We start from the raw sequence: 18,119 nt of genomic DNA on the forward strand, positions 1-18,119 counted from the left end.
GCCCTCAGTCCAGCAGTCGCCGGAACGGCCGGAGCGGTAGCGGGACGTAGTCCCGGTCGGGTTCGTAGCGGGCGAAGGCGAGGCTGTTGGACATCACCGAGACGCTGGAGGCCGACATCGCCGCGCCCGCGAGGGCGGGGTTCAGCAGGCCGAGCGAAGCGATGGGGATGAGCGCGGTGTTGTAGGCGAAGGCCCAAAAGAGGTTCTGCCAGACTTTCGAGATGGTCGCCTGCGAGATGCGCAGGGCCTTCAGCACGTCGGCGGGGTCCGACCGCATCAGCGTTACGTCGGCGGATTCGATGGCGACGTCGGTGCCGGAGCCGATGGCGACGCCGATGTGGGCCGCCGTCAGCGCGGGCGCGTCGTTGACGCCGTCGCCGACCATCATCGCCTTGGTGTCGTCGGCCTGAATGTCGTCGATGACGTCGGCCTTCTCGTCGGGCAGGACCTCAGAGCGGACGTTCTCGGCGGGGATGTTCAGTTCCTCGGCGACCGCGGTTGCCGTCCGGTCGTTGTCGCCGGTGAGCATGTAGGTCTCGTAGCCCTGCTCGGTCAGTTCGGCGACCGTCTCGCGAGCGCTTTCGCGGACGGTGTCCGCGTTGGCGACCACGCCGATGACCTCGCCGTCGAGGGCGACGGCCATCGCCGTCTTGCCCTCCCGTTCGAGCCGTTCGAGCGTCTCGTCGACCGCCGAGGTGTCGACGCCCCGCTCGGAGAGCAGCGCCCGGTTGCCGACCAGCACCTCGCCGTGGCCGGTCGTCGCCGTCACGCCCTTGCCGGGAACGTTCTCGAAGTCGTGGGCCTCGCCGAGTTCGATGCCTCGTTCCTCGGCGCCCTCGACGATGGCCTCGCCGAGGGGGTGTTCGGAACCGACCTCGGCGGTCGCGGCGACCTCGAGGACGAACGATTCGTCGCGTGTCCGCTCGCGTTCGAGGGCCGCACCACCGTCGGTCGCCGCGTCGGCGTCGCCGCCGTCCGCTCGGGGACCGCCGACTACCTCGACGTCGGTCAACCGCATCTCGCCTTCGGTCAGCGTGCCGGTCTTGTCGAAGACGATGGCGTCGACCTCGCGGACGCGTTCGAGGATGTCGCCGCCCTTGAACAGGACGCCGTTCTTCGCGGCGATGGTCGAGCCGACCATCGTCGCCGCGGGCGTCGCCAGCCCCAGCGCGCAGGGACAGGCCACCAGCACCGCGGAGGCGAAGACGATGACCGAGAACTCGAAGACGGGGACGCCACCGATGACGGGGCCGCCGCCGACGGGCTCCCACAGCGGGAGCGCGGTCGCGAGGCCGTAGAGCTGGTCCGGGAAGAGGAACCACAGAATCGCCCAGAGGACGGCGTTCGCGAGGACGGCGCTGACGAAGTACGCCGAGACCACGTCGACCAGCCGCTGGATGTCGGGCTGGCGGGACTGGGCCTCCTTGACCCGGCGAACTATCTGCTGGAGGGCGGTGTCCTCGCCGACCTGCGTCGCCTCGACGACGAGCACGCCGTTCTCGTTGACCGTCGAGCCGGCGACCTCGTCGCCGGGCGCCTTCTCGACGGGGACGGACTCGCCGGTCAGCATCGACTCGTCGACGGCGGAATCGCCCTCGACGACGACGCCGTCGGTCGGGATGCGCTCGCCGGGCCGGACCCTCATCCGGTCGCCGACCTCGACCTCGGAGACGGGGACGGTCCGCTCCTCGCCGTCCTCGATAATCGTCGCCTCGTCGGCTTCCATCCGAAGGAGTTCGCGCAGGGCGTCGGAGGCCTGTGCCTTCGAGCGGGCCTCCAGCCAGTTGCCGAGCGTGATGAACCACAGGATGAACGCGACGGCCTCGAAGTAGAGTCCGGCCGGGATATCGAGCACGAGGACAGCGACGCTGAACGTGTAACCGGCGGTGGTGCCGACCGCGACCAGCGTGTCCATGTTGGCGGTGCGGTTCTTCGCCGCCTTGTAGGCGCCAACGAGGAACTCACGGCCCAGCGTCGCCATCAGCAGCGTCGCGATGGCGAACTCGACCCAGCCGAAGGGGACGCCGAGCAGTGATTCGGGTCGCGGCAACGGCGTCACCATCGTCGCCATCAGGTAGACGAACGGCGCGGTCAGGATGCCGCCGCCGATAACGAGGCGCCGCTGTTTGTGGAGTTCGCGCTCGGCGGGCGATTCGCCGTCCTCATCGGCTTCGTCGCCCTCCGTCTCCCGGACCGGCTCGTAGCCCGCATCGTCGATGGCGTCGTAGGCGGCCTCGATGGAGAACTCCTCGGGGTTGAACTCGACGGTCGCCTCGTCGGTCGCGTAGTTGACGTCGGCGCGGACGACGCCCGGGAGGTCGGAAAGAGCGCCCTCGACGCTCTCCGAGCAGTTCGTACAGTGCATCCCGACGATTTCGATGGTCCGGGTCTCGGCGTGCGGTTCGTAGCCCGCCGACTCGATGGCCTCGTAAATCTCGGCCAGCGAGACCTCGTCGGGGTCGAACGCGACGGTCCCCTCGTCCGTCGCGAAGTTGACCGACGCCTCCTCGACGCCGTCGAGGGCTTCGGCCGACTCGGAGACCGTCTCCGAACAGGTCGCACAGGACATCCCGCCGATGGTCAGTCGTTCCCGTCTGGTCATGGGAGTGTATAGGGCTCCCCTATTGATGCGCTTTGTCCCTTAAAACATTATCAGTGGTCCGGCTATTGCTTTCGCTTCAAAATCGATACCGTCGAAATCCTTTGATACGAAAGTAGAACTCAGGCACCTTCCTTCAGTTCGTCGTACCGCTCCGCGAAGCGGGCCTCGCAGGACTCACAGCAGAACTCGTAGCGCTCGCCGCCGATGCGTGCGGTGACGCCCTCGTCGGTGACGGTGTTGCCGCACTCGGCACACTCCAGTCCGAGCGTCGCCTCCCCGAGGCCCGTTCCCCGGTCGTCGGCGACCAGCGGCGTCGCCTCGACGTTCTCGACGGCCCCCGTCTCGAATGCCGCCGCGAAGTGGGCCTCGACGTCGCCATCGGGGACGGTCGCCACGACGAACAGGCGGCCGTCGGCGGTGACGAAGACGTGTTCGACGCTCGCTAGGTCGGCCACCGCCTCCCGGACCGTCGCCGTCTCGCCGGGCGCCGTCTCGAAGGTGACCGCCAACCGGGCCCCCTCGCGGAGTTTCGAGCGGTCGATATCGACGGTAAAGCCCTCGATGACGCCGACCTCCTGCAGGCGGTCGATGCGGTCGCTGACTGCCGGCGCCGAGAGGTCGACCGCCTCGGCGAGGTCGCTGTAGGAGCGGCGGCCGTCTTCCAGCAGGAGGCGGAGGAGTTCGTGGTCAGTCTCGTCGAGGTCGCGCATGGTCGTGCTTGCCGGCGTGTTTATAAGGGCGTTTCGTCGCCGGAGGGGTCCACCGGACATAGCAGGTGGTGGACTCACCGGCAGCCGTTCAGGTATTCGAGATAATGGGTGCTGCAACCACCTCCACGTCGAAGCCCACCGGCCTCCTGGGACAGCGGAGCGCAGTCGGCTGTTTGCTCGGCGTGTGGCTCCTCTCCGTCGTCACGCAGGGCTATATTATCGTCCCGGCGAGCGTTCTACCGATAATCAGCACGGAGTTCGCGATTCCGTCATCGACTGCCGTTCTGGTCGTCAGTGCGACCCCCGGCGCGTGGGCGCTGACGAACTTCGCGTTCGGCGTCGGCATCGATACGTTCGGCGACGTGGCCTCGATTATCGCCGCCGTGTTCACCGTCGTCGGGGCCGCCCTCCTGAGTTGGTGGGCCGGTTCGAACCAGTTCTTCTGGCTCCTGATTTTGGCCCGCATCATCGCCGGCGCCGGCATCGGAATCATCTGGACTGCGTCGGCGAACGTCGTCGGGCAGATATTCACTACCGACACGCGGGGCACCGCACTCGGCGTGTTCACCACGAGTGCGCCCGCGGGGTTCGCACTCGGCCAAATCGTGACGCCCGCTATCGCGCAGGGCTACAGTTGGGCAGCCACGTTTCTGGTCGTAGCCGCGGGGTCGCTACTCGCGCTGGGTCTGTTCTGGATATCGCTGTGGAACGTCGAGTTACGGGACAGGGAAAGCGCGGAAAACGTCTTCCAGAACTTCTGGGAGGTGCTCGGTTCGCGTCCGGTGCGGTTCGGGTGTGCGATGGCCTTCGCCGCGTACTCGCTCTATCTGTTCATGAACAGTTGGATGCCGACGTACCTGGCGGAGAACTTCGAGGTTTCGCTCGCGTTGGGAGGCCTGCTCTCGGCGCTGTTTCCCGCCGTCGGCATCGTTTCACGGGCGGGCGGCGGCTACGTATCGGACCGGGCATTGGGCCAGCGCCGCCTCCCAGTACTCAGAGCGTCGTTTCTCGTGGCGCTGCCAGTTACGGTGCTCGTTGCGTATGCGACCAGTGTCCGACTGATTGCGGTCTTACTTATTGTAGCGGGGTTCGTGATCCAGTTAACGTTCGGCATCGTGTATAGCTACGTTCAGGAATCGGTTCCTCCCGACATGTCCGGAACGGCACTCTCGTTGCTCGGAACGGCGGGGGTCGCGGGTGCGTTTTCCGCCCCGTTGGTCGCTGGTGCGTTGATCAGGGTAACTGATGCGTACGCGACGGCGTTCGGGTATGCTGTCGCTATCGCCGTGTTCGGACTCGGACTCGCCTGGTTCGGCCCCGAGTCGGGAACCTGAATCGCTAGCCGTCCGTCTATCGGCGCGGTTCGGTCTGGCCGAGCAGTTTCGCTTCGACCTTGTGTAGGTGCTCGTGGAGCGTGGACGTCGAGATATCCAATTCATCCGCCAACTCGCTGGCAGCGGTCTCCTTCGGCCACTGGTAGTAGCCGTGCTTCCGGGCGAGTCGGAAGACCTCGAGTTGGCGTCGTGTGAGTCGGTCCGTCGGGAGCGCGCTCGCGGCGGATTGCCAATCCGAATCCGTGATCTTGCGGACGTTGATCTCCGCGTCGTGCTCCGCTCGGACTTCGTCGAGCTTCGCCTGAACGGTCTCGTAATCGTGGTTCGTGACGAGCGTCCAGTACTCGCGACCGTCTCGGATATCGATGGGTTCGGCGCAAACGAAGCCCCGTGACATCAACGCGTTCGCGATTTGGGTCCTGCCGTCGTGGTCGACGAGCAGGTCACGCATGGCGTTTCCCGGCACCGGAACGGTCGCGTTCCGATAGGTCGGGTCTATCTCCGACACCTCGTAGACCTGCGGTGCGTCCGCGATGAACTCGACTGCGGGGTCCATCGTCGTCTGGTCGTCCGCATATAACGTAAACAGCGTCGTCACCCGCTCCCCGGTCGTATAAATCCCGTATCCGAGGAATCCGACGTCGAATCGCTCGGTCGTTCGAATCTCCCAGCAGTTCGGATGCCACAGGTCCAGCGACACGTGTACCGCCCCATCCGAACTGATTGACCCCGTCATCGGTGACTGGACCTACCGCGGAGAGTCTAATTGAAGTGTTGGGTTTTCAAGCGACGCGTTCCCACAGACTTCTTCAAACCGCCGTCACTCGAGGGTCTGGACGTACTCGAAATCCTGTTCGGTTGCCTCGGGAGTGCCGCCATCGAGCGGGACCTGCCAGCCGTGGAGTTCCGTCGGGTCAGCGAGGGCGTTGTGCAGCGTCGTCCGAACGTCGAGCAGGTCGACGCCGTAGAAGTCGTTCGGCACCTCCTGAAAGTACTGGAGGGCGGTCCGGAACAGCGAGCGCATGCCGTCGTCGTCCTCGAAGTCGAAGTGCTTGTAGGCGCCCGCGGCGACCTGCACCATCCCGTGGAGGAACCGGCTTTCGGTGGTCCCGCGGCCGTAGTTGTACCACTCGTCCTCGAAGCAGTCGTGGGACTCGTGGAACTCCCCCGCATTGAAAAGGCGGACGCCGTGTTCGGTCGCCCGCCGGAGGGTAGCGTGCTCCCAGCGGCCGTCCGCCCGCCAACCGGTCGGCTCTCCGGCGGGCGGGCCGACGGTCGAATCACGGGTATGGTCGTCCATGGGGCGAGAATAGAGCGTCGAGCGGCTAAAGTTACAGGTCCTTGGCGATGCCCCGGAGGCCGTTCATCCGCTCGCGCTTGCTCTCGATATCGTCGGCGGACATGACCTCCGAGAGCCGCGTCTTCCGGACGTGTTCTTTCACCGTCTCGACGGCGTGCTGGTCGATTTCGACGCTCGTGAGGTAGTCGGCGACGGCCTCGACCTCCTCGGCGGTCGCCTCGCGGCCGCCGTCGGCGCCCGTAATCGACCACGCGAGGTCGCGGGCGTCGGTCTTCTCGTCGCGGAGGTAGGCGCCGCCGGCCAGCGCCAGCGTCTTCGTCGTCAGCCACGGCACGATGTCCCGGTTGCCGTATTCGAGGTCGTCGACGAGCAGGGCCTCGGCCTTATCCGAGAGGGCGAACTGCTGGCGGCCTTCCTGACCGATCGAGATGTCTATCTGCCACTCGTCGTCCTCGAAGATGAGATGCGGGGAGATGGCCATATGGGCGATTGTCGCCGGAGGTATTTCTGTCACGCGCTTTCGGGAGCCAGCGCCTGCCGGTAGGACAGCACCGCGGGGTAGGCGACGACGGCGCCGAGGGCGTAGTAGCCGAGCGTCCGTCCGACCGCCGCAATGAGGACGCCGGCGCTACCGTAGACGACCGCGCCGCCAGCGAGAAGGGCGAGAAGGGCGATGGCGTGACCGACTGCCAGACGTCGACGCTCCGCTCTCGTCTCGAAGATGCCGACGGCGACGGTCAGCGAAACCGGGAGCGCCCACCGACCGACCAGATAGCCGATCTGCAGGGGCCACGGGAGCGTCTCGGAGGGAAGCGCTCGGACGCCACCGGCGACCGGCACCGCGACGACGAGGAAGGTCACCGCGACGAGCGCCGCCTTCGCCCGCGCGGTCGGGTCGCCGTCCGACCGCGAGAGGGCGATGCTGCCGACCGAAACCGCGACGTACGCGAAGAGGAGGCCGACGATGTGGCCCTGCCGGAGGAATCGGAGTTCCACCGCCGCGATGATGGCGAGTGCCACGGCCGCCGTGACCGCGAGGTCCCGCCGCGACATCTCCTTCATGGCCGCGCCGTATCCCGGACGGCGGAAGTAGCTTCCGACGGAACCCGCAACGTTTTAGCGGCCGACCAACTGAAGTCCGACTGCGTGCGAGGGTAGCCAAGCCCGGAAACGGCGGCGGACTCAAGATCCGCTCCTGTAGAGGTCCGAGGGTTCAAATCCCTTCCCTCGCATGGCGAGACGCGACCGCATGAAGCGTCTCGATATGCGAGCGGCGCGCTATGCGCGCCGCGAGTCGCGGGGTCTCTCCGCGGCGCGGAAGACCGCGTTGGAGCGGCCTTCCCTCGCAAAGATTCTCACGGTGCTACGACGATAGCGACAGCGTCCGACGGTTCCGAAACCCAAAACCGCTCGTGGTACGTACCCGAGATATGGTCGGGTCTCGAACGCTGACGGCGCTGGCTGGCCTCGCTGCGAGTATCGCGCTCAGCGTGGCGCTCTACGTGTATACGGGCTCGGTCCTGTTCTTCCTGTTCGTGCCGTTCGTCCCGTTCCTTTTCAAGCGGACGGGCGAAGACGCCGCTGAACGGCCACCGATACTGGAGTGTGACCGCTGTTCGTTCCGCACGCGGGACCCCGAGTTCGAGTACTGTCCGCGCGACGGGAGTCGGTTGCACGAACGACGTGAAAAGCGGTCGTAGACGCGTTACGTTTGTGATTTAATATCTGCCGTCTGTAACCGACGCTCGCTGCCCGAACCCGGTTCCACGGCCGACGATGGGCTATCTCGTGCCACGGAGGGGGACCTTTTACTCGCGCCCAGTTGTCTTGCCACCACGGGATGTTCATCGACGTAGTCGGGTTCTTGGCCGGTCTGACGCTCCTCCTCGTCGGCGCCGACCGGACCGTCAATGCGGCTGCCGAGTTGGCCCTGTACTACGGGCTTTCGGCGTTTTTCATCGGCGTCACGGTCATCTCTATCGGGACCTCGATTCCCGAGATGACCACGTCCGTATACGCCGCCTACTACGACGCCGGCGACCTTCTCGTGGGAAATATCGTCGGCTCGGAGGTCGCTCAAATCACGCTGGCTATCGGCGTCGTCGCGCTCATTTCGCGTATCGAGGCCAAACGCCGGAACGTCCTCATCTACGGTGGCGCGATGATGCTCGCCATGATAATCATGATACTCGTCCTCGAAGACGGCACCATCATCCGCTCGGAGGGGTTCCTCATGATGCTCGCGTACGTCGCCTTCATCCACGACCTCTACTCGCACGAGGGCGGCGAGGAGATAACCGAGGAGGTAGTCGAGGAACGAGCGTCCCCCCGGCAAGCGATTCCCTGGATCGGAATCGGAATCCTGTTGGTGGTCATCGGCGGCCATCTCATGGTGACGAACGGCGTCGCGATAGCCCGTACCGCCGGAATATCCGAACTCCTCGTCGGTATTTTAACGGGGTTGGGGACGACCACCCCGGAAATAGCAGTCGCGGGACTCGCAGCGAAACGAGGCAATGCCGGTATCTCGGTCGGCTCGCTGCTCGGCAGCAACATAACCGATCCGGTCTTTTCACTGGGGGTCGGCGCACTGGTCGCGAACGTGACCGTTACCGACCCTCAGTCCGTGTTCGTCGCTACCGGATACATGCTGGTCGTCTCCCTCGCGGTCCTCGGCCTCATGTACTGGCAACGCGGTATCGACCGTAAGGGAGCAGTGGTGTGTTTCCTCCTCTATCTCCCGGGCTTCTTCCTGTTCTGAGGGGGACGCGGACGACCGCCGACGCGCTTAACCTCCGGCCGGGAGAACCCCGGAGCGATGGAACAGTTCGGAACCGGGCTACTGGACGGGAACGTGGTCGCTCTCGGCTTGGCGGCACTCCTGGGGCTGTTTCTCGGCCTCGAACGGGAGTGGTCCGACAAGTCCGCCGGCGTGCGAACCTTCGCTTTGGTGAGCCTCGTCGCCGCGGTCTTTACCATCCTCGACCAGCCGCTGTTGCTGGTTGCCGGGGCGTTGCTCGTCGTCGTCATCGGCGCGATGCTAGGCGTGCAGGGCATCCTCGCCCAGCACGATGCCCTCTCGTTGACCACGTCGGTGTCGCTTCTGGTCACCTACGGCGTCGGGGCGCTCGTGGCGTCGGGCTACATCCTCGAAGGCGTTACCGTCGCCGTCGTCTCCTCGCTGCTGTTGGTCTTCAAGCAGGAACTCCACGGCGTCGCCGACGAACTCTCCAAGGAGGAAGTTCAGGCCAGCGCCGAGTTCGCCATCCTCGCCTTCGTCATCTATCCGCTCTTGCCCGCCGAATCCCGGACCATCTCGGTTCTGGACGCGTCGGTCGACATCGAACCGCGGGTCGTCTGGCTGATGGTCGTCTTCGTGGCCGGCATCGGCATCGCCAACTACGCCATCGTCCGCCTCTACGGCGGCCGTGGCATCGCCGTGACCGGCTTCTTCGGCGGTTTCGCCTCCTCGACGGGCGTCGTCGGCGCGATGCTGGACCACGTGAACCAGCATCCCGAGGCCTCGAAGTACGGGGTCGCCGCCGTCCTGTTGTCGAACGCGTCGATGGCCATCCGGAACCTCGCCATCGCGCTGTTCTTCACCCTCGGGGCGGGCGTCCTTCTGGAAGCGATCATCCCGCTCGGTGCGGTCGTCGTCGGTGCGGTCGTCATCGCCGCCGTGACCGCCGACTGGTCCGAGGCCGTGGAGATGGACCTCGGGACCCCCTTTACCCTCCAGTACGCCCTCGGCATCGGCGCGCTCTTTCTCGTCGTACTGTTGGCCGGCGGCTTCGCCGAGGCGCTCTTCGGAACGGGCGGCCTCTATGCCGCGGCTATCATCTCGGGGCTCGTCTCCAGTGCGGGCGCGACCGCGTCGGCGGTCGTTCTCTACTCGAACGGGCAGGTGACCGCCGACGAGGCCGTCGTCGCCATCCTGCTTGCCTCCGCCGCGAGCATCCTCGTCAAGGTCGGCATGACCGCCTTCTCGCCCAACAGGAAGTTCGCCCGCGGCGTCACTGCCGGGAGTACAATCCTGCTGGTCGGTGCCGGCATCGTCACCGGCGCGCTGGTCCTCTTATAAATAAAAATCCTCCGGCAATATTTAACAGCCGTCTGGCCCAATCCGAAGCATGGACCGCGAGACGGCAACGCCGCAGGTCGACGAGATTCCCGGGACGAAGGCCAGAGAGCGGGTCGAATACCACGGCTCCTTCGCCGCGCCGAGCACGTACGTCTACGAGTTCGTCTGGGACACCACCGCCCCAGCGACGGGACCGTTCTGTACCGATGCCGACGACAACGTCCTCATGGACTTCACCAGTCACGTCGCCGCCGCGCCGCTGGGGTACAACAACCCCGACCTCCTCGAACGGATGGAAGAGTTCGACGTGGTCGACCCGCTCAAGATAGCGGGACAGGACTTCTATACGACCGCCGGCGACCCCGGAAACGTCGACTATCCCGGGCCTGCAGAACTGATGGACAGACTGACCGACGTCTCGCCCGATTACATGGACACAGTCTTCCTCTCGAACTCCGGTGCCGAGGCCGTCGAGAACGCGCTGAAAATCTGCTACGACGACACGGCCGGCAAGTACGGCATCACCTTCGAGGGCGCCTTCCACGGCCGGACGCTCGGCACGCTGTCGTTGAACCGCTCGAAGGAGGTCTACCGACGGAAGTTCCCCGAACTGGGGAGTATTCAGGACGTCCCCTTCTGTCGGGACCGGGGCTGTTCGCCGGCCACCTGCGAGTGCGGCTTCTTCGCGGGCGATACCTCCCAACTCCGCCGGATGCTCGATTCGGAGACCGGCCACGTCAACGCCGACGAGGTCGCCTACCTCATCATGGAGCCGATTCAGGGCGAGGGCGGCTATCACGTCCCCAGCGACGCCTTCCTCGAAGAGGTGGCCGACATCTGTGAGGAGCACGATATCCTGCTCATCGCCGACGAGATACAGTCCGGCATCGGCCGGACGGGCGAGTTCTGGGCCTCTGACGACTTCCCCATCGAACCGGACGTCATCTGTGCGGCGAAGGGCGCCCGCGTCGGCGCGACCATCGCCAGCAAGGACGTCTTCCCCGGCGAGAAATCCCGGCTTTCCTCGACGTGGGGCGCCGGCGACATCGTCGACTCCCTGCAGGGCGCGCTGACTATCGATGTAATCCGCGAGCAGGACCTCATGGACAACGCCGTCGAGCGTGGTCGACAGGCGAAGGCCGAACTCGCCGACGAGGACCTTGCGAACGCCGTCGACGTTCGGGGCAAGGGCCTGATGCTCGCCGTCGAGTTCGACACCAAGAAGCGCCGCGACGACGTACAGGAGGCGGCGATGAAACGCGGCCTGCTCACGCTCGGGTGTGGCCACAAGACACTCCGCCTGCTCCCGCCGATGGACGTCCGCGAGCGGGAGATTTCGATGGCCGTTCGACTGCTCTCGGAGGCCGCCGAAGCGGCCGCGTAACTGACGCATCGGCGGTATCGGACGAGAAGCGGTAATCCCCGTACTTTTTAAACACAGAGGGCGAAGGGTCGGATAACCGAGCAACGGTCGCCCCGGACTCATGTGGGCGACCGGCAGTCGCTGACGGGAGACGGCTGGCGGGGCTTGTGTGCGTGGCAGCGGCCACGCGGGCCTTGTCGGTTCCGACCGTCGGCCCACCGAATCCGTCGGTGTCGCGTCCGTCACAGACGGCCGTGTACATGGCCGGTCGCCCACTCGTGAGTCCGCCTGCGACCCCTCGGAGGATAAACCATGGAAATCGAAATCGCAACAATCGGCGGATACGAGGAAGTCGGCCGGCAGATGACTGCCGTCCGTGCCGGCGACGACGTCGTCGTCTTCGACATGGGTCTGAACCTGTCGAAGGTCCTCATCCACGACAACGTAGAGACCGAACGAATGCACAGTCTGGACCTCATCGACATGGGGGCCATTCCGGACGACCGCGTCATGTCCGAACTCGAAGGTGACGTGCAGGCCATCGTGCCCACGCACGGCCACCTCGACCACATCGGCGCCATCTCGAAGCTGGCCCACCGCTACGACGCCCCCGTCGTCGGGACGCCCTTTACCATCGAACTGGTCAAACAGCAGATCGACAGCGAGGAGAAGTTCGGCGTCCAGAACGACCTCGTCAAGATGGACCCCGGCGGCACGATGGACATCGGCGACGACTGCGAACTCGAGTTCGTCAACGTCACCCACTCCATCATCGACGCCATCAACCCGGTCCTCCACACGCCCGAGGGCGCCGTCGTCTACGGCCTCGACAAGCGGATGGACCACAACCCGGTGCTGGGCGACCCCATCGACATGGAGCGCTTCCGCGAAATCGGTCGCGAGGGCGTGCTCGCCTACATCGAGGACTGTACCAACGCCGGCAAGAAGGGCAAGACACCCTCCGAGTCCGTCGCCCGCGAGCAGCTCCGGGACGTCATGTACTCGGTGGAGGATTACGAGGGCGGCATCGTCGCCACCACGTTCTCCAGCCACATCGCGCGTGTAAAGAGCCTCGTCGAGTTCGCCGACGATATCGGCCGCCAGCCGGTTCTACTGGGCCGCTCGATGGAGAAATACAGCGGCACCGCCGAACGACTGAACTTCGTCGACTTCCCGGACGACCTCGGGATGTACGGCCACCGCAAGTCCGTCGACCGCACCTTCAAACGGATCATGGAAGAGGGCAAGGAGAACTACCTCCCCATCGTCACCGGCCACCAGGGCGAGCCACGCGCGATGCTCACCCGGATGGCCCGCGGCGAGACCCCCTACGAACTGGACAAGGGCGATAAGGTCATCTTCAGCGCCCGCGTCATCCCCGAACCGACCAACGAGGGGCAGCGCTACCAGGCCGAAAAGCTCCTCGGCATGCAGGGCGCCCGCATCTACGACGACATCCACGTCTCCGGCCACCTGAACTCCGAAGGCCATTACCAGATGCTGCAGGCCCTGAATCCCGAGAACGTCATCCCGGCCCACCAGTCGATGGGGGGCTTCGCGCCGTACGTCGACCTCGCGCGCAACGAGGGCTACCAGGTCGGCAAGGACCTCCACATCACGGAGAACGGCAACATCATCCAACTGGTGGAATGACGACCACAGGACGCGTCGAGGAGGCCCTCGTCGACCGCCGCGAGATCGTCAACGAGGCGATCACGGAGCAACTGCCGATTCAAAAGCCCGAGCGGCTCTACTCCGCGTCCCGCTACCTGCTGGACGCGGGTGGCAAACGGCTTCGGCCGACCATCCTGTTGCTCGCCGCCGAGGCGATTTCCGACGTCGAACCGATGAGCGCCGACTACCGGGAGTTCCCCTCGCCCGTCAACGGCGACGTGGACGTCCTCTCGGCCGCCGTCTCCATCGAGGTCATCCAGTCGTTTACCCTGATTCACGACGACATCATGGACGACGACGACCTCCGACGCGGCGTGCCCGCGGTCCATCGCGAGTACGACCTCGAAACCGCCATTCTGGCGGGCGACACGCTCTACTCGAAGGCCTTCGAGTACATGCTCGATACCGGCGCGCCCGCCGAAAAGAGCGTCGAGGCCCTCGACGAACTCGCGACCACCTGCACCGAAATCTGTGAGGGGCAGGCGCTGGACGTCGACTTCGAGGAACGGACGGACGTCTCGACGGACGAATACCTCGAGATGGTCGAGTTCAAGACGGCCGTCCTCTATGCGGCCGCGGCGTCGATTCCGGCAATCCTGCTGGGCAGCGACGAGGAGACCGTCTCCGAACTCCACGGCTACGGCCTCGATATCGGTCGGGCCTTCCAGATTCAGGACGACCTCCTCGACCTCACCGCCTCCAGCGAGCAACTCGGCAAACAGCGCGGCTCCGACCTCATCGAGGGCAAGCGGACCATCATCACGCTGCACGCCCGCAACAACGGCGTCGACGTCGATACCCTCGTCTCCGAGGACCCGACCGACGAGGAAATCGAACAGGCCGTCCAGACGCTGGAAGACGCCGGCAGCATCGACTTCGCCCGCGAGATGGCGCAGGACCTCGTCGAAAGCGGGAAGGACCGCCTCGAAGTCCTCCCCGAGAACGAGCCCCGCGAACTGCTCGAAGAGATCGCGGACTACCTCGTGGAACGCGGGTACTAACCCCGAACTTTTTGCACGGCGCCCTGCGGGCGCCGGCAAATACTTCGATGAAAAAGACACATCGGCCTTCCCTACGGTCAGGCCTCGGTCCCGCGCCTCCCTCGGCTCACGGCTCACTCCGTTCGCCGTCTGCTCGCGGCTTCGCCGCTCGCACGGTCCGCGGGACCTTCGGTCCCGCGCTATTCGCCTTTCCGAGACGCTCCCGACAGTCGCGTCTCGCTACTGCTCGGCGCGGAGAACCGCTCGCGCGCCTCCGGCGCGCTCGCGGATGCTGCCCCATCCTGTTCTTTATAAGCGATAGCGCGGCCAGACGGCCCATGCCCTGACGACGTGCCGGCTATCCGCCGAAGCGGGAGTGTGGAATACGGATAGCCGAGTCGACGCTGAGCGTTCCGCCTGTTCGCTATACTCCGAGACTCCGAATCCGTGAGATTCGTGGCAAGAACTTTGAGTGTAGTGGTAAATATTGACTGCCACAGCGCATGAAGCGAGAGATGCTCACCACGGATTTCCTGGATAGAGCGGTCGACATCTACGACGACGTGACGGGAGTCGTCGCCCACGATGGGACCGAATACACCTACGCGGAGGTCAACGACCGCGTCAATCAGTTGGCCCACGCCCTCGAAGAACGCGGAATCTCCAAGGGCGACAAGGTCGCGCTTCTGGCGCCGAACACCCACTACTTCATCGAGACGCTCTACGCGACGAACAAACTCGGCGCGGTGTTCGTCCCGATGAACTACCGGCTGACCGCCGGCGAGCTGGACTACATCCTCAACGACTGTGCGGCCGACGTGGTCATCTCGGATTACGACTTCGCGGAGGAAATCGAGCCTATCCGCGAGGACGTGCCCGCCGAACACTTCATCGGCTACGAGGCCGACCGCATCGACGGCGAGTGGGACGACTACGAGGAACTGCTGGCCGGCCAGTCGACCGATGAACCGGACCGCCCGAACATCGCCGAGGACGACGACGCGAGTATCAACTACACCTCGGGGACGACAGGTGACCCGAAGGGCGTCGTTCGGACCCACCGCACCGAACACTGGCACGCGCTGGTGCTCAACCAGCACATGGAGATCCGCGACGACGACACCTACCTGTGGACGCTGCCGATGTTCCACTGCAACGGCTGGGGCCACACCTACGCCATCACGGGCACCGGCGCCACGCACGTCTGCCAGCGGACCTTCGACGCCGACGACACCTTCCGGCGCGTCCGAGATTACGACGTCAGTTACCTCTGTGGGGCACCGACAGTCCTGAACAACCTCATCCAGTTCTACGAGGACAACGACGGCGACGTCAAAACGACCGGAAGCCGCGACGTGCGCATCGCGACCGCAGGCAGCGCCCCCGCGACGGCGACTATCGAGACCATCGAAGACGAGTTCGACTGGCGCATCATCCACATTTACGGCCTCACCGAGACGGCGCCGATCATCACGACCAGCAACTCGCCGCGCCGGCTGGCCGAACGGGGTCGGGACCTGAAGGTCAAACAGGGCGCGGAGACGCTCTGTACCGACGTTCGCGTGGTCGACGAAGACGGCGATGACGTGGCCCGGGACGGCACGACCATCGGTGAAATCGTCGTCAACGGCAATCAGGTCATGGACCGCTATCTCAACAAGCCCGAAGCGACGGAAACGGCGTTCAACGACCGCATCGAGGGCTACTTCCACACCGGCGACCTCGCGACTATCGACGAGGACGGCATGGTCGCGATTCAGGACCGCCGCAAGGACATCATCATCTCCGGCGGCGAGAACATCTCCTCCATCGAGGTCGAGGACGCCCTCTACGACCACGAGGAGATCATGAAGGCCGCAGTCGTCCCGGTTCCGAGCGAGAAGTGGGGCGAGACGCCCAAGGCGGTCGTCGTCGAACGGCCCGGTGTCGACCTGACCGAAGACGAGGTCATCGAGTTCGTCAAGGGCCGGTTGGCGAACTACAAGGCACCGACCAGCGTCGATTTCGTCGACGACCTTCCGGAGACGGCGACCGGCAAGGTCCAGAAGTACGAACTCCGCGAGCGCTACTGGGACGAGGAGGAGCGACGCGTCGGCCAAGAGTAATCGCCGACTCCCGGGGGCGTCTCCGCCGGCCGGAATCCCGGTAGGTTTTGACCCTCCCCGCGGTAGGTCCCGGTAATGGACGACGACCTCCGCGAGCGCATCGAACGCGAGGCCGAGGTGGCCGCGCTGTTCAACGCGCTCAAACACGACAGCGACGCACAGGTCGGCGCGATTATGGGACCGCTGATGGGCGAAAACCCCGAGTTCCGAGAGCACGGCGACGAGATTCCCGGCGTCATCTCGCCCGTCATCAACCGCGTCAACGGCCTCTCGGCCGAGGAGAAACGCGAGCGCCTCGCGGAACTGGCCCCCGAACAGGTCGAGGAACTGGAGGCCGAAGACGAGGCGGACGACCAGCCCCTGCCGGACCTCCCGAACGTCGAGGCATACGACGAGGTCCGGATGCGGATGGCGCCGAATCCCAACGGCCCGTGGCATCTCGGCAGCGCCCGCATGCCCTCCGTCATCGGGACCTACAAGGAGATGTACGACGGCTGGATGCTGTGTCGGTTCGACGACACCGACCCCGAGACCAAACGGCCGGACCTCGATGCCTACGACGAGATTCTCGACGCCATCGACTACCTCGGCTTCGAACCCGACGAGGTCGTCAAGGCCTCCGACCGCGTCGAACTCTACTACGACTACGCGCGCGAGCTCATCGAGAAGGGCGGTGCCTACACCTGCACCTGCAGCGGCGAGGAGTTCTCCGAGTTGAAGAACAACGCCGAGCCCTGTCCGCACCGCGACAAGGACGCCGAGACGACCTTAGAGGAGTTCGAGGCGATGGTCGACGGCGAGTATTCGTCGGGCGATATCGTCCTGCGGGTTCGCACCGACATCGAACACAAGAACCCGGCCCTCCGTGACTGGGTCGCATTCCGGATGGTCGATACGCCACACCCCCGCGAGGAAGCGGCCGACTACCGCTGCTGGCCGATGCTCGACTTCCAGTCCGGCATCGACGACCACGAGTTCGGAATTACCCACATCATCCGCGGTATCGACCTGCAGGACTCCGCGAAGCGACAGGGGTTCGTCTACGACTACTTCGACTGGGAGTACCCCGAGGTCCTCCACTGGGGCCACGTCCAGATCGACGCCTACGACGTCTCGATGTCGACCTCGACCATCAAGGAGAAAATCGAGCAGGGCGAACTCGATGGCTGGGACGACCCGCGCGCGCCGACGGTCGCCAGCCTCCGCCGACGCGGCATCCGCGGGGAAGCCATCGTCGACGCGATGACCGAACTCGGCACCTCGACGTCGAACGTCGATCTGGCGATGTCCTCGATCTACGCCAACAACCGTGAACGCATCGACGACGAGACCGACCGCGCGTTCTTCGTCCGCGACGGCGTCGAGAAGACGCTCTTGGGCGGCCCCGACGTGGCCGAACCGCCGCTGCATCCCGACCACGAGGACCGGGGCACGCGTTCGATTCCGGTCGGCGGCGCCGTCCTCGTCGAACCCGAGGACGTGCCGCCGAACGGCAAGCGGGTCTGGCTCAAGGGTCTCGGCCCCGTCCGCCACACCCGGGATGCCTTCGAGTACACGAACGAGGACCTCGATATCGTCCGCGAGGAGGGCGTCGACGTCGTCCACTGGGTGCCCGCCGACGACAACGCCTCCGTCCGGATGCGGACGATGGACGGCGACGTTTCGGGCCACGCCGAACCCGGCCTCGCCGACTACGAACCCGACGACATGCTCCAGTTCGAGCGGGTCGGGTTCGTGCGAGTGGACCGCGTGGCGCAAAGCGCCACGGAAGGGTCGAGCGGCGACGAGCCGCGAGACCGACACGACGACGAGGAGACGGTCACGTACTTCGCGCACCCGTGAGGGTCGTGTTTAGTTAAGGATGAAGAGTGAGGCGTGGTGATTTTGTGCTGGTCTATGGCAGAAATCACACGCCTCAGCGGTCGTAGCGACTGGATCGAGTTAGATTTTGTGGAGCGAGAGCGGACACC

15 protein-coding genes, 1 tRNA gene and 1 pseudogene are annotated in these 18,119 nt (G+C 65.2%); 11 read left to right on the forward strand and 6 right to left on the reverse strand.

Annotation, left to right across the window (positions count from 1 at the left end):
• Nucleotides 1–4: 4 nt before the first annotated feature.
• Nucleotides 5–2,602, reverse strand: coding sequence for a heavy metal translocating P-type ATPase (locus U5914_RS10940; protein ID WP_336135801.1), 2,598 nt, complete (start codon nt 2,600–2,602; stop codon nt 5–7).
• A 119-nt stretch (nt 2,603–2,721) separates the two neighbouring features.
• Entirely contained in the window at nt 2,722–3,312 is a 591-nt protein-coding gene (locus U5914_RS10945) for an AsnC family transcriptional regulator (protein WP_336135802.1), read from the reverse strand.
• A 104-nt stretch (nt 3,313–3,416) separates the two neighbouring features.
• Between U5914_RS10945 and U5914_RS10950 the strand changes: the two genes are divergently transcribed.
• The gene (locus tag U5914_RS10950) at nt 3,417–4,646 is read left to right on the forward strand and encodes an MFS transporter (protein ID WP_336135803.1); all 1,230 of its coding nucleotides are present in this window, start codon (nt 3,417–3,419) and stop codon (nt 4,644–4,646) included.
• Between the two features lie 16 nt (nt 4,647–4,662).
• On the opposite strand, the gene U5914_RS10955 is transcribed toward U5914_RS10950, so the two are convergent.
• The 4 genes from U5914_RS10955 to U5914_RS10970 form a co-directional block, all read right to left on the reverse strand.
• Entirely contained in the window at nt 4,663–5,382 is a 720-nt protein-coding gene (locus tag U5914_RS10955; RefSeq protein ID WP_336135804.1) for a helix-turn-helix domain-containing protein, read from the reverse strand.
• A gap of 84 nt (nt 5,383–5,466) precedes the next feature.
• Nucleotides 5,467–5,946 (reverse strand): DUF309 domain-containing protein, encoded by a 480-nt coding sequence (locus U5914_RS10960; RefSeq protein ID WP_336135805.1) that lies wholly within the window; start codon nt 5,944–5,946, stop codon nt 5,467–5,469.
• Nucleotides 5,947–5,977: 31 nt separating this feature from the next.
• The gene (locus tag U5914_RS10965) at nt 5,978–6,427 is read right to left on the reverse strand and encodes a hypothetical protein (protein WP_336135806.1); all 450 of its coding nucleotides are present in this window, start codon (nt 6,425–6,427) and stop codon (nt 5,978–5,980) included.
• 29 nt (nt 6,428–6,456) lie between these two features.
• Nucleotides 6,457–7,008 carry a hypothetical protein gene (locus tag U5914_RS10970; protein ID WP_336135807.1) on the reverse strand — a complete coding sequence of 184 codons (552 nt, stop codon included), beginning with the start codon at nt 7,006–7,008 and terminating at the stop codon, nt 6,457–6,459.
• 86 nt (nt 7,009–7,094) lie between these two features.
• Between U5914_RS10970 and U5914_RS10975 the strand changes: the two genes are divergently transcribed.
• The 10 genes and pseudogenes from U5914_RS10975 to U5914_RS11020 form a co-directional block, all read left to right on the forward strand.
• Nucleotides 7,095–7,178 (forward strand) — tRNA-Leu (locus tag U5914_RS10975).
• A 198-nt stretch (nt 7,179–7,376) separates the two neighbouring features.
• Nucleotides 7,377–7,646, forward strand: coding sequence for a hypothetical protein (locus U5914_RS10980; RefSeq protein WP_336135808.1), 270 nt, complete (start codon nt 7,377–7,379; stop codon nt 7,644–7,646).
• A gap of 140 nt (nt 7,647–7,786) precedes the next feature.
• On the forward strand, nt 7,787–8,707 hold the full coding sequence (locus U5914_RS10985; RefSeq protein ID WP_336135809.1) for a sodium:calcium antiporter: 921 nt from the start codon (nt 7,787–7,789) through the stop codon (nt 8,705–8,707).
• A gap of 57 nt (nt 8,708–8,764) precedes the next feature.
• The gene (locus tag U5914_RS10990) at nt 8,765–10,027 is read left to right on the forward strand and encodes an MgtC/SapB family protein (RefSeq protein ID WP_336135810.1); all 1,263 of its coding nucleotides are present in this window, start codon (nt 8,765–8,767) and stop codon (nt 10,025–10,027) included.
• Nucleotides 10,028–10,076: 49 nt separating this feature from the next.
• The gene (locus tag U5914_RS10995; RefSeq protein ID WP_336135811.1) at nt 10,077–11,411 is read left to right on the forward strand and encodes a class-III pyridoxal-phosphate-dependent aminotransferase; all 1,335 of its coding nucleotides are present in this window, start codon (nt 10,077–10,079) and stop codon (nt 11,409–11,411) included.
• Between the two features lie 291 nt (nt 11,412–11,702).
• Nucleotides 11,703–13,043, forward strand: coding sequence for a ribonuclease J (locus U5914_RS11000; RefSeq protein WP_336135812.1), 1,341 nt, complete (start codon nt 11,703–11,705; stop codon nt 13,041–13,043).
• The gene (gene idsA3 / locus U5914_RS11005; protein WP_336135813.1) at nt 13,040–14,065 is read left to right on the forward strand and encodes a geranylfarnesyl diphosphate synthase; all 1,026 of its coding nucleotides are present in this window, start codon (nt 13,040–13,042) and stop codon (nt 14,063–14,065) included. The genes U5914_RS11000 and idsA3 overlap by 4 nt, the downstream gene beginning before the upstream one ends.
• A 482-nt stretch (nt 14,066–14,547) precedes the next feature.
• Entirely contained in the window at nt 14,548–16,149 is a 1,602-nt protein-coding gene (locus tag U5914_RS11010; protein ID WP_336135814.1) for a long-chain-fatty-acid--CoA ligase, read from the forward strand.
• 75 nt (nt 16,150–16,224) lie between these two features.
• Nucleotides 16,225–17,991, forward strand: coding sequence for a glutamate--tRNA ligase (locus U5914_RS11015; protein WP_336135815.1), 1,767 nt, complete (start codon nt 16,225–16,227; stop codon nt 17,989–17,991).
• A gap of 54 nt (nt 17,992–18,045) precedes the next feature.
• A pseudogene (locus tag U5914_RS11020) lies at nt 18,046–18,119 on the forward strand (IS6 family transposase); the annotation flags it as partial.

This window comes from Natronomonas amylolytica, assembly GCF_037031205.1.
Lineage (GTDB): Archaea > Halobacteriota > Halobacteria > Halobacteriales > Haloarculaceae > Natronomonas > Natronomonas amylolytica.